The following is a 12,594-nucleotide window of genomic DNA, read 5'->3' on the forward strand; positions in this document are numbered from 1 at the left end:
CAGGGGCGGCAGGCCCGGCAAATTCAACCAATCCATAAAAACAAATCGGTATCAACAAACTTGGCACACTATTGAGTTCTCAAACAACAGACACACCCGGCACCACCACAACCTCAGTCGCGGCTCGCTCCGGAGCAACTTTCCAAAGTTACCGGCTGGCTTCCAACTTGTCAAACCGGCGTCCCGCAACCATCTTCACCCTGAGGCGTTGTGGTCGGTTTTTCCGCCTGACTCCGTGGAGCAGCGCGGAAATAAACTCTACCACCACTTGCCCGGGAAGGCCAACTCCACCCGGCAGGCCCTCCCCCGCCGCCAGCGGCTGGGCATGAAAAAGCCCGGAATCACGCGGATCCCGGGCTCCTCCAAAGGGTCCAAACAATCTAGGCCGTTCCGGCTGCTCCTGGCTTGGCTGCCGACGGCTTGGCTGCCCCCGGCTTGAAGTAGGAAGCACCCAGCGGCGGCAATGTGACGGTCAACGTGGCCGGCTGCCCGTCCTGGCCCTCACCCGAGGCCTTGAGCTCACCGTCATTGAGGACGCCGGAGCCGCCGTAGGTGGTGTGGTCCGTGTTCAGCACTTCGGTCCAGGCGCCAGCCGTCGGGACTCCCAGCGTGTAGCCCACGTGCGGCGCTCCCGAGAAGTTGATGGCGCACACGAGCGGGTTGCCGTCGGTGTCCCAGCGGATGAAGGACAGGACGTTGCGGTCCGCGTCTCCCCCGTTGATCCACTGGAAACCGCCGGGCTCGTTGTCCCGGGTGTAGAGGGCCGGGGTGGACTTGTACAGCTCATTGAGGTCCTTGGTCAGGAGCTGCAGGCCCTTGTGCGCCGGAATGTCCGCAAGCCACCAGTCCAGGCCGTGCTGCTCGGACCATTCGGCTTCCTGGCCAAATTCGGTGCCCATGAAGATGAGCTGCTTGCCCGGGTGCGCCCACTGGTACGCGAGGAAGGCCCGCAGGTTGGCGAGCTGCTGCCAGCGGTCACCCGGCATCTTGCGGAGCATCGAGCCCTTGCCGTGCACAACCTCATCGTGGCTGATGGGCAGCAGGAAGTTTTCGGTGAACGCGTAGACCATGGAGAACGTCACGGTGCCGTGGTGCCACTTGCGGTTTACAGGATCCTCGGAAGCGTACTTGAGGGAGTCGTGCATCCAGCCCATGTTCCACTTGAGGCCGAAGCCCAGCCCGCCGTGGCTGGTGGGTGCCGTCACGCCCGGGAACGCCGTGGATTCCTCGGCGATCATGACCGCGCCGGGGTGCGTCTTGTACACCGTCGCGTTGACTTCCTGCAGGAAGGAGATGGCTTCCAGGTTCTCCCGGCCGCCGAACCGGTTGGGTTGCCACTGCCCGTCCTGGCGGGAGTAGTCGAGGTACAGCATGGAGGCGACGGCATCCACGCGCAGTCCGTCGATGTGAAACTCATCCAGCCAGTACAGCGCGTTGGCCACGAGGAAGTTGCGCACTTCGGTGCGGCCGAAGTCGAAGATCAGCGTGCCCCAGTCGGGGTGCTCGCCGAGGTTGGGGTCGGCATGCTCGTACAGGGCTTCGCCGTCGAACTGCGCAAGAGCCCAGGAGTCCTTGGGGAAGTGTGCGGGGACCCAGTCCAGGAGCACGCCGATGCCCGCCTGGTGCAGGGTGTCCACAAGGTAGCGGAATTCGTCCGGGTGCCCGAACCGGGAGGTCGGCGCGAAGTAGGACGTGACCTGGTAGCCCCAGGAACCGCCGAACGGGTGTTCGGCGACCGGCATGAACTCCACGTGCGTGAATCCCAGCCACTTGACGTAGTCCACCAGTTCCTTGGCCAGTTCGCGGTAACCCAGTCCCAGGCGCCATGATCCGAGGTGCACTTCGTACACGCTCATGGCCGAGTTGTGCGGGTCCCGCTGGGCGCGGGCCTCCATCCATTCGTCGTCCTTGAAGGCGTAGGAGGGTTCCACCACCTTGGATGCGGTCAGCGGGGGAACCTCGGTGCCGAAGGCAAGGGGATCGGCTTTCTCCACCCAGTAACCGGACCTGGTCCTGATTTCGAATTTGTAGCACGCCCCTGCCAAAACGCCGGGGACGAAGATTTCCCAGACGCCCGAGGAACCCAAGGAGCGGAGCGAGTGCTCGCGTCCGTCCCAGCCGTTGAAGTCACCCTTGAGCCGGACGGCCTGCGCGTTGGGCGCCCACACGGCGAACGAAACACCGTCCACATCACCCAGCGACGATTTGTAGTGCTGGACGTGCGCGCCCAGGACCTCCCACAGCTTCTCGTGCCGGCCCTCGTTAATCAGGTGCAGGTCCACTTCACCCACGGTGGGCAGGTACCGGTAGGGTTCATCAACCGTTACGGGTTCAGCGCCGGGATAGGTGACGGACAAGCGGTAGTCCGGAACGTGGCCTTGCTGGAGCGGTTCCAGGACGGCCGCCCACACCCCGTGCGCCTCATGCTCCATGGGAACCTCGCCAGCCGCGGTGATGACGGTGACTGCTTCCGCGAGGTGCTTTACGGTGCGGATGGTGACGTGGCCGTAGTCGTCCAGGTGTGCACCAAGGACGGAGTGGGGGGCGTGGTGTTCACCGTTCGCGATCCTGCCCAGGATGCCGTCATCTACGTGCAGCGGCACTCCCGGCCGGTCAGTTCGTGCTGAGCCTGTCATTTCGTTACCTTCCGATGCTGCCCCGGCCTGGTGGCCGGAGCTGTTACCGCTAAGGAGCCGCCTGGAGGCATTCACTGGTATTGCCAGCCAGTCGGGCCTGTTACGCATTTCATAAACTACTTCGTAGAGCGCCTTGTCCAGCCACAATGCCACAAAGAGCGGCGAGTTCCTGTCCACGGTGCCGGGCGTGACCCCTGCGTACCCTTCGAGGAACGCGTCGGCGCAGTCATCAACCCAGGACGCGGGCACGTGGGCACCTTCCTGCTCGCGCTGGGCCGCCCCTGCTGCGTAGTCAAAGGACCTGAGCATGCCGACGACGTCGCGCAGGGGAACATCGGGGACGTTCCGTTCGGCGATGGGCCGCATGGGCTCGCCCTCGAAGTCGAGGATGGCCCACCGGGCGCCCCCGCCAGCCGTGCCGGCGGCCTGCGGGACCTGAAGGATCTGGCCGAGGTGCAGGTCGCCATGGATGCGCTGCAGCGAGCCGGCGGGTACTCCGTCGAGGCCGTCCAGCAGTGCATTCAATGGTTCGTCGTAGGGCCCGACGGCGGGACCGGCTTCCGTCCATGCCTGGCGGACGCGCTGGGCTACTCCGGGCCCGATCACCTTCCCGGCTTCGCTTTCGGCTGACTGCCCGAGTGCTTCGGCCAGGCGCCGGTGGACGGTGGCGGTGGCCGCACCCAGGGCGCGGGCCTCGGCGGTGAAGTCCGTCCCTGACCGGGCGGCATCTACGGCAAGGCGCCAGGCATCCCGGCCACCGGCCAGGAACTCATGGGCCACCGCGAGTTCGCCCTGGACGTGGCGGGTGCCCGTATCGCCGGAGGCCGTCCTGCCCTGCGCCATCCATTCCCCGCGGACCCAGCCAAGGGTGGCCGGCACTTCGGAGGTCCCGGCGGACGTCAGCGCGGCACCCACTTCGACTTCGGGGTTTGTCCCTTCGGAGAGGACCCGGAAGAACTTCACGATGGCGGCCGACTCGCCGTCGTCCACGATGACGGAACTGTTGGACTGCTCACCGGACAGGACCTTCACCACGCCGCGTGCGGTGGGCAGTCGGTAGCTTCCGGGCACCTTGTAGCCCATCGCCGTGCCGCTGGGAGCCTTGGACTCCTGCCGGATCAGTTCCAGCCAGCCGCCGACAAAGTCGGGATCGTGGACCGCATCATAGACCCAGGGCCGGGACGGGTCCGTCCCTGCGGCCTTGCCAACAAGGGCCCGCTCCATCCCGGCCGCGGGCGCCGGGCGGAAGCTCAGCGGGACCTGGACTACGGCGGTGCGCCGGCCGCCGTCGGCACCACGGGTGGTGACATTGAGCAGGAAGACGGCCAGGGCGGCGTGCCGGGAGGGATCGTCCAGTCCCAGGCTGCCTGCCTGGGACATGTCGAAATCCGGTGTCTTGACTGGGAACCAGCGTTGCCTCGGAAGCCATTCCTTGAGGAGCGCGGTCAGGGCGGGGGTGAGGATGGGCTGGTTCATCTCAGTTCTCTATCGACAGGATGGGCATGGCCTGGGTATAGGGCGACGACGGATTGGAAGCCGCAGACCGGAGGCGCAACCAGAAGAAATCGTGGCTGCCCAGGGTCAGCGTCAACGTGCCGTCGTCGTTGATTCCGGGGAACGTCTGGCCGCCAAAGACGTCGCGCAGTCCGCGGCCGGCATACTCCGGAACCCGGAGCCTGGCGGCCACCGGGTGCTGCGAGAGGTTGAAGGCGCACAGGATGGTCTCGGCGTCTGCACCGGCGGCATTGCCCTCCGGCAGTTCGCGAAGGTAGGCAAGGACGGCGTCGTGGTCGGCTTCCACATGCTTGAACCCGCCCAGCCCGAATGCCGGGTGGTTTTTGCGGACGCTAAGGATCTGCCGGGTCCACCTCAACAGGGAACCGGAATGGGCGGCCTCGGCCTCCACGTTCGCCATGCTGTAGTTGTACACCAGCGACTGGATCGGGGGCAGGTAGAGCTTGCCCGGATCAGCATGGGAGAAGCCGGCGTTCCGGTCCGGGTTCCACTGCATGGGGGTGCGGACCGCGTCGCGGTCCTCAAGCCAGATGTTGTCCCCCATGCCGATCTCGTCCCCGTAGTACAGGAACGGGCTGCCGGGCAGGGACAGGAGCAGCGCGTTGATCAGCTCGATTTCCGCCCGCGAGTTGTCCAGCAGTGGCGCCAGCCGGCGGCGGATCCCGATGTTGGCCCGCATCCGGGGATCGGGCGCGTACCAGCCCAGCATGGCCGCGCGCTCATCGGCCGTGACCATTTCCAGGGTCAGTTCATCGTGGTTGCGCAGGAAGGTGCCCCACTGTGCGCCCTCCGGAATGTCCGGAGTGTCCTGCATGGTCTCGATGATGGGGGCGGCCTTCTGGTCCCGGAGCGCGTAGTACAGCCGCGGCATGATCGGGAAGTGGAACGCCATATGGCATTCCGGTTCCGCCTCGGTTCCGAAGTACTCCACCACTTCGTTCGGTGGCTGGTTCGCCTCGGCGATGATGACGCGGCCGGGGTAGTTTTCGTCCACCATGGTGCGGAGCTTCCGGAGGAACTCGTGGGTGGCGGGGAGGTTCTCGCAGTTGGTCCCCTCCTCCTCGAAGAGGTAGGGGATGGCGTCCGCGCGGAAGCCGTCGATGCCCTGGTCCAGCCAGAACCGCACCACATCGAAAAGCGCCTCGATCACCTTGGGGTTTTCGAAGTTCAGGTCCGGCTGGTGGCTGAAGAACCGGTGCCAGAAGAACTGCCGGCGGATGGGGTCGAACGTCCAGTTCGATTCCTCGGTATCCACGAAGATGATGCGGGCGTCCTGGTACTTTTCGTCCGTATCGCTCCACACGTAGAAGTCGCCGAACGGGCCGTCGGGGTCCTTGCGGGACTCCTGGAACCACGGGTGCTGGTCCGAGGTGTGGTTCAGCGGCAGGTCGATGATCACGCGCACACCGCGCGCGTGGGCCTCCGCGACCAGCCGCTTGAAGTCGCTGATGGTGCCGAACTCGTCCAGCACGGAGTTGTAGTCCGAGATGTCGTAGCCGCCGTCACGCAGCGGCGACTGGAAGAAGGGGGGCAGCCAGAGGCAGTCCACCCCCAGCCACTGCAGGTAGTCCAGCCGGTCGATGAGTCCGGAGAAATCTCCGGACCCATCGCCGTTGGCATCCGCGAAAGCCCGTACGAGTACCTCGTAGAACACAGCCTTCCGGTACCACAGCGGATCGTGCTGGAGACCTGGCGCATTGAGCTCGAACGTGCTCTTGGGAGTGAAGTGCTGGCCGGAACTTTGCGGATTAAAACTCACTGATGCATTCTCCTCACGCTCAGGATATGTGCAGGCTCTACATGCGGATCGAGGCGGACGTAGTTGAATTCACCCCATTCCCAACTTTCGCCGGAAATCAGGTCGTCCACGTAGAAGGTCCCGTTGGCCGTCAGGTCCTGCGGGTCGAGCTCAAGAGCCGCCAGGTCGAGCGAAACACTGCATTCCTTGGTGACATGGGGATCCACATTCACCACCACGATGAGCGTGTCCTTCGAGCCGTCAGGAAGAGTCTTGTGCTTGGAGTACACCACCGTGGAGTCGTCCGTGCTCTGGTGGACCGTCAGGTTCTGCAGGTCCTGCAGGGCCGGGTGGTCGCGGCGAAGGTGGTTTAGCCGGGTGATAAACGGTGCGAGGGTGCGCCCGGATGCTGCCGCGGCGTCCCAGTCCCGTGCCTTGTACTCAAACTTTTCGTTGTCGATGTACTCCTCGGCGCCCGGCCGGGCCACGTGCTCATAGAGTTCGTAGCCGGCGTACACGCCCCACAGCGGGCTGGCGGTGGACGCCAGGACTGCCCTGATCCTGAAGGCTGCGGGCCCGCCGTACTGGAGGTACTCGGTGAGGATGTCCGGGGTGTTGACGAAGAAGTTCGGCCGGAAGAAGGCCGGGGATTCGTGGCTGACCTCGTGGAAGTAGGCTTCGATCTCCTTCTTCGTGTTGCGCCACGTGAAGTAGGTGTAGGACTGCTGGAAGCCTGCGCGGCCCAGGGCGTGCATCATGGCCGGGCGCGTGAACGCCTCAGCGAGGAACACCACGCCTGGCTCCGTTTTATTCACTTCGGCAATCAGCCATTCCCAGAACCACACCGGTTTGGTATGCGGGTTATCCACGCGGAAAATCTTTACGCCATGGCTCACCCACAGCAGGACAATCCGCAGAATTTCGTTGGAAAGCCCTTCGGGGTCATTATCGAAATTGAGCGGATAAATGTCCTGGTACTTCTTCGGGGGATTTTCGGCGTAGGCAATACTGCCGTCCACCCGGGTCGTGAACCATTCCGGATGTGACGTCACCCACGGGTGGTCCGGGGCGGCCTGCAGCGCGAGGTCCAGTGCCACTTCCAGGCCCAGTTCGTTGGCCCGGGCCACGAACGCATCAAAGTCCTCGAAGCTACCGAGGTCCGGATGGATGGCGTCGTGGCCACCCTCCGCGGCACCGATGGCCCAGGGTGAACCGGGATCGTTGGGGCCGGCGACCAGGGTGTTGTTCGGTCCCTTGCGGTGCTGCACGCCGATGGGATGGATGGGCGGCATGTAGATCACGTCGAAGCCCATGGCGGCCACGGCGTCCAACCGCCGGGCCGCGGTGCGGAAGTTGCCGGACGTCCAGGCACCGGTGGAGTGGTCCTTGACGGCGCCTTCGGAACGGGGGAAGAACTCGTACCAGGCGCCGCGCCCGGCGCGGTCGCGCTCCACGAGGAGGGGGTACTTTTCGGAAACAGTCACCAGTTCGCGGATGGGCTGGCGGGCCACGATGTCCGTCACCCCGTTGCTGAACCCGGCGGCGAGGCGCTCCTCCGGGCTGAGCGCCCGGTCCGCCAGCCTGTCGGCGACCCAGCGCAGCGTGGCCCTGTCCGCCTCGCTGCGGGAGTCGTCGTCGGCCGCTTCGGACAGCAGCGCCGCACCTTCGGCGAGCATCAGCTCGACGTCGATGCCGGCGGCGACCTTCACCTCGGCATTGTGGTGCCACGTGCCGTAGCGGTCATGCCAGGCCTCGATGACGAAGGACCAGTTGCCCGTTTCCGACGGCGTGAGGATGCCTTCCCATCGGTCCGTCCCCATGCCGCGTTCCCCGCGGGGCGGTGCGAGGCGGACGCGCTGGCGCTCCGCGCCGGACGGGTCCAGGAGCACGGCGCTGACGCCCAGCTGGTCGTGCCCCTCCCGGAATGCGGTGGCACCTACCACGATTCCTTCGCCCGGCAGGGCCTTTGCGGGGAACTTTCCACCCTCGACGACGGGCTGCACGGCAGTGATCGGAAAACGTCCGAACCGCAGTCCGTCGGTGATGCGTCCCGTTGGCATTTTCGTTGATGCGGCACTGGTTACTGAGTTAGTCGTCACAGGCTCGACGTTAGCGAGAAATGACGAAGATTGCTAAGCCTGCTCACTAAATTCGTTGTGCCGCGCCTCATTTCCTTCATGCCCCTGTCATTTACCCAAAAGAAACCCAAAGCTGGTTCCGGCTGCCCATGTTGTCGGTTAGTGTGACGCAGGTGAAGGCAATCCGCAGGTTTACGGTCCGTACAGTCCTCCCCGAACCCATCCGGCCCCTGGCACGGCTGGCGAGCAATTTGCGCTGGTCCTGGCACCGGCCCACGCGCGAACTCTTCGCCGGGCTCAATCCCCGCCTGTGGGAAGAAAGCGGCCAGGACCCGGTCGGTTTCCTGGGCCTGGTCAGCCGGGAAGAACTCCAGCGGCTCGCCGCAAACCAGTCCGTGGTGGAGCGGGTACGGGCTGCCGAGGATGACCTTGACCGGTACCTGGAGGAACCGCGCTGGTACCAAAGCCTGGGCCCGGACGCGCCGGCCGCCATCGCCTACTTCTCCCCCGAGTTCGGCATCACCGAGGTGCTCCCGCAGTACTCGGGCGGCCTGGGCATCCTGGCCGGTGACCACCTGAAAGCCGCCTCGGACCTCGGCGTGCCGCTGATCGGCGTCGGCCTGCTGTACCAGGCCGGCTATTTCAAGCAGTCGCTGTCCCGGGACGCCTGGCAGCAGGAGACCTACCCCGTCCTGGACCCGGACGGCCTGCCGCTGACCCTGCTCCGCGAGCCCTCCCCCGACGGCAACGGCCGGCCCCTGCAGATCACCCTCCCGCTGCCCAACGGCCGCCGGCTGCTGGCACACATCTGGCGTGCCGACGTCGGACGCGTTCCCCTGCTGCTCCTTGACTCCAACGTTCCGGGCAACGACGACGCCGCCCGCAGCGTCACCGACCGGCTGTACGGCGGCGGCGGGGACCACCGGCTCCAGCAGGAACTGCTGCTGGGCATGGGCGGGGTCAAGGCCCTGCGCGCCTACCAGCAGCTCACAGGCTCGCCTGCACCGGAAGTGTTCCACACCAACGAGGGCCACGCCGGCTTCCTTGGCATCGAGCGCATCCAGGAACTCATGTCCGGGGACCAGGCCCTCACCTTCGACGAAGCCCTGGCGGCCGGCCGCGCTTCCACCGTCTTCACCACGCACACCCCTGTGCCGGCCGGCATCGACCGCTTTGAGATTTCCCAGATCAGCCACTTCTTCCAGGCCGGGCTGGCACCGGACGTGCCGGTGGACCGGATCCTGGAACTGGGCCGCGAGAACTACGCGGACGGGAATCCTGCCGTGTTCAACATGGCCGTGATGGGCCTGCGCCTCGCGCAGCGCGCCAACGGCGTGGCCAAGCTGCACGGCGAAGTGTCCCGGGGCATGTTCTCCGCCCTGTGGCCGGGCTTCGACCACTCCGAGGTGCCCATCACCTCGGTGACCAACGGCGTGCACGTCCCCACCTGGGTGGACAGCCGCATCTCCAAGCTGGCACGCGACCAGTTCGGCAGCGAGGCGGAGGCGAACGGCCGCTGGGACCTGGCGTACAACGTCAGCGACGCCGACGTCTGGGCGCTGCGCCGCGAGATGCGGTCTGCACTGGTGGAGGATGTCCGCAGGCGGCTGCGCGCCGCGTGGAAGAAACGCGGCGCTGCAGATGCCGAGCTGCGCTGGACGGACACCGTCCTTGACCCGGACGTCCTGACCATCGGGTTCGCCCGCCGCGTTCCCACCTACAAGCGCCTGACCCTGATGCTGCGCGAGCCGGAGCGGCTCAAGGCACTGCTCCTGCACAAGGAGCACCCCATCCAGCTGGTCATCGCCGGCAAGTCCCACCCTGCCGATGACGCGGGCAAGAAGATGATCCAGGACCTGGTCCGTTTCACCGACGACCCCGAGGTGCGGCACCGGATCGCGTTCCTGCCCAACTACGACATCGCGATGGCCAGGACCCTGTTCCCCGGTTGCGACGTCTGGCTGAACAACCCGCTGCGTCCTTTGGAGGCGTGCGGCACGTCCGGCATGAAGGCGGCGCTGAACGGCTCGCTGAACCTGTCCGTCCTGGACGGCTGGTGGGATGAGATGTACGACGGCGAGAACGGCTGGGCGATCCCCACCGCCAACAACGACGCCTCCCCGGAGGAACGCGACGACATCGAGGCGGCTGCCCTGTACGAGCTGCTCGAAACCCAGGTTGCGCCGCGGTTCTACGGCAGCACGGTCTCGGAGGCTGCCGGAGCGGCCGGGCCGTCGACGTCGGAGGCCGAGAAGGTGCCCACGCACTGGGTATCCATGATCAAGCACACCCTGTCCCACCTGGGCCCGGCGGTTTCGGCCGAGCGCATGCTCCGGGACTACGTGAACATCCTGTACCGCCCCGCGGCGGAAGCGGGCCGCAGCGCCAGCGCCAACGCCTTTTCGCAGGCCCGCTCGCTGGCGTCCTGGACCGCCAAGGTGCGCGCCGCCTGGCCGCAGGTCCACGTGGAGCACGTGGACTCGGTGGGCGTCTCCGAGGACCCGCAGATCGGTGACATCCTGCAGGTCAACGCCTACGTGGCCCTGAACAGCCTCTCGCCCGAGGACGTCTGCGTGGAGGTGGCCTACGGCCGGGCGGAGGAAAGCGACACCCTGGCGGACATTACCCTGATGGAACTGCAGGTGAAGGAGGACCTGGGCAGCGGACGCCACCTGTTCAGCGGCTCACTGGTCATCGACCGCTCGGGCACGTTCGGTTACACCGTCCGGGTCCTGCCCCGGCATGCGGCGCTGGCTTCCAAGGCAGAGCTGGGGCTGATCGTCAACGCGTAGCACGGCGGGCCTCGGCCCGCTCCCCTGAACGGACACAGGAGGACGTATGACCGAACGTACAGTGGCCGATGTCATTGTGGAGCGGCTTGGGAGCTGGGGTGTCGACCGGGTCTTCGGCTACAGCGGCGACGGCATCAACGGCTTCATGGGGGCGCTCCGCCGGGCCAGGGACCGCATCGAGTTCGTGCAGGCCCGGCACGAGGAGACTGCGGCGTTCATGGCCGTGGGCCACGCTAAGTACACGGGCGGGGTGGGGGTGGTGACCTCCACCCAGGGGCCCGGGGCGGTCCACCTCCTTAACGGGCTCTACGATGCCAAGCTGGACGGCGTCCCGGTGGTGGCCATCGTGGGGCAGCAAAGCCGGACCGTGCTGGGCTCGGCCTACATGCAGGAGATAGACCTCAGCGCCCTGTTCAAGGACGTCGCTTCACAGTTCGTGCAGCTGGTCAGCACGCCGGAGCAGGTGCCCATGGTCCTGGACCGGGCCTTCCGCACCGCGAAGGCGACGTCATCGCCGTGCGTGGTCATCGTCCCGCATGACATCCAGTCGGCGCCGGCCCCGGAGCTTGAGCAGAAACACGGCATCGTGGTCACCGCCCCCTCGTGGAGTTCGGCGGCCAGGACTCCCCGCGAGGAGGATCTGGATGCTGCGGCTGCGCTCCTCAATTCCGCCCAGAAGGTGGCGCTGCTGGTTGGCCAGGGCGCCCGCCATGCCGCCGCCGAGGTGGTGGCCGTGGCGGAAAAGCTTGGCGCCGGAATCGCCACCAGCCTGCTGGGCAAACCGTACGTGGACGAAACCCTGCCCTTCGCCGTGGGAACCATGGGGCATCTGGGTACCACCGCCAGCGCGCACCTCCTGGGCAACTGCGATGCCCTGCTGATTGTGGGCTCGAACGACCCCTGGACCGAGTTCTACCCGCCGCCCGGGGCTGCCCGCGCCGTCCAGATCGACATTGATGAGAAGAAGATCGGCAACCGCTACCCGGTGGAGGTTGGCCTGGCCGGCGATGCAGCCTCCGCCCTTGCCGCGTTGGACCGGAAGCTCGAGCACCGCCCGCGGGGCCAGTGGCGCTCAGACGTGGAGCAGGAAGTCAGCCGCTGGCGCATCCTCGCCGCGGACCGCGCCGCGGTGCCCGCCACTCCCGTCAACCCGGAACGCGTGGTCCGGGAGCTCAACGGCAGGCTCCCGGCGGACGCCCAGCTGAGCATCGACGTCGGAAGCTGCGTCTACTGGTACGCCCGGCAGCTGGTGCTGCCCCGCGGCGTACCTGCGCACCTTTCCGGGACCCTCGCCAGCATGGGGTGTTCCATCCCCTACGGGATCGCGGCGAAGCTCGCGCATCCGGACCGGCCGCTGGTGGCACTGGCCGGGGACGGCGCCATGCAGATGGCGGGTATTGCCGAACTGGTGACGGTGGCCCACCGCTGGCGGCAATGGCAGGACCCCCGGTTCGTGGTGTGCGTCTTCAATAACCGCGAGCTGACGGAGGTTACTTGGGAGCAGCGCGAGTCCGAGGGCGAGCCGCGGTTCGCGGACAGCCAGGAACTGCCTGATTTCCCGTTCGCCGGCTACGCCGAGCTGCTGGGCCTGCAGGGTATCCGGGTGGAGGACCCGGACCAGCTCGGCGATGCCTGGGAGCAGGCGTTCGCCGCGGACCGGCCTGTAGTGATCGAGGTGCTGACCGATCCCGAGGTTCCGCTCCTGCCGCCGTTCCCGGCCGGCAAGGAGAAGGCGGAGAGCATGCGCAAGGGCCTCGCGGCAGAGGACGACGGCGGCAGGGCCGCGGAGTTGCTCGACACGTACGTTTCGCAGGAGGAGCGTCCGGACGCCTGAG

General features: G+C 66.4%; 5 protein-coding genes. 2 read left to right on the forward strand and 3 right to left on the reverse strand.

Annotated features, from left to right (window positions below; all coding sequences use genetic code 11):
- Nucleotides 1-380: 380 nt before the first annotated feature.
- The 3 genes from B5520_RS17020 to B5520_RS17030 are packed head-to-tail and all read right to left on the reverse strand — an operon-like array spanning nt 381 to nt 7,949.
- Nucleotides 381-4,112: a 1,4-alpha-glucan branching enzyme gene (locus tag B5520_RS17020; protein WP_079598269.1), complete on the reverse strand. Its 3,732-nt coding sequence runs from the start codon at nt 4,110-4,112 to the stop codon at nt 381-383.
- A 1-nt stretch (nt 4,113) separates the two neighbouring features.
- The gene (gene treS / locus B5520_RS17025) at nt 4,114-5,910 is read right to left on the reverse strand and encodes a maltose alpha-D-glucosyltransferase (RefSeq protein WP_079598270.1); all 1,797 of its coding nucleotides are present in this window, start codon (nt 5,908-5,910) and stop codon (nt 4,114-4,116) included.
- A complete protein-coding gene (locus B5520_RS17030) occupies nt 5,907-7,949 on the reverse strand; it encodes an alpha-1,4-glucan--maltose-1-phosphate maltosyltransferase (RefSeq protein ID WP_079598271.1) in 2,043 nt (680 codons plus the stop codon). Before B5520_RS17030 ends, treS begins: the two co-directional genes overlap by 4 nt.
- A 191-nt stretch (nt 7,950-8,140) precedes the next feature.
- Here B5520_RS17030 and glgP point away from each other — a divergent pair, with 191 nt between their 5' ends.
- Entirely contained in the window at nt 8,141-10,759 is a 2,619-nt protein-coding gene (glgP, locus tag B5520_RS17035; protein ID WP_181039495.1) for an alpha-glucan family phosphorylase, read from the forward strand.
- Between the two features lie 46 nt (nt 10,760-10,805).
- Nucleotides 10,806-12,593 (forward strand): thiamine pyrophosphate-requiring protein, encoded by a 1,788-nt coding sequence (locus B5520_RS17040; protein ID WP_079598272.1) that lies wholly within the window; start codon nt 10,806-10,808, stop codon nt 12,591-12,593.
- The last annotated feature ends 1 nt before the right edge of the window (nt 12,594 follow it).

It is taken from the genome of Arthrobacter sp. P2b (assembly GCF_900168295.1).
GTDB lineage: Bacteria > Actinomycetota > Actinomycetes > Actinomycetales > Micrococcaceae > Arthrobacter.

Coding starts and splice junctions, on each gene's coding strand:
- B5520_RS17040 (WP_079598272.1), top strand. CDS start 10,806: ATGACCGAACGTACAGTGGCCGATGTCATTGTGGAGCGGCTTGGGAGC.
- B5520_RS17020 (WP_079598269.1), bottom strand. CDS start 4,112: ATGAACCAGCCCATCCTCACCCCCGCCCTGACCGCGCTCCTCAAGGAA.
- B5520_RS17030 (WP_079598271.1), bottom strand. CDS start 7,949: ATGCCAACGGGACGCATCACCGACGGACTGCGGTTCGGACGTTTTCCG.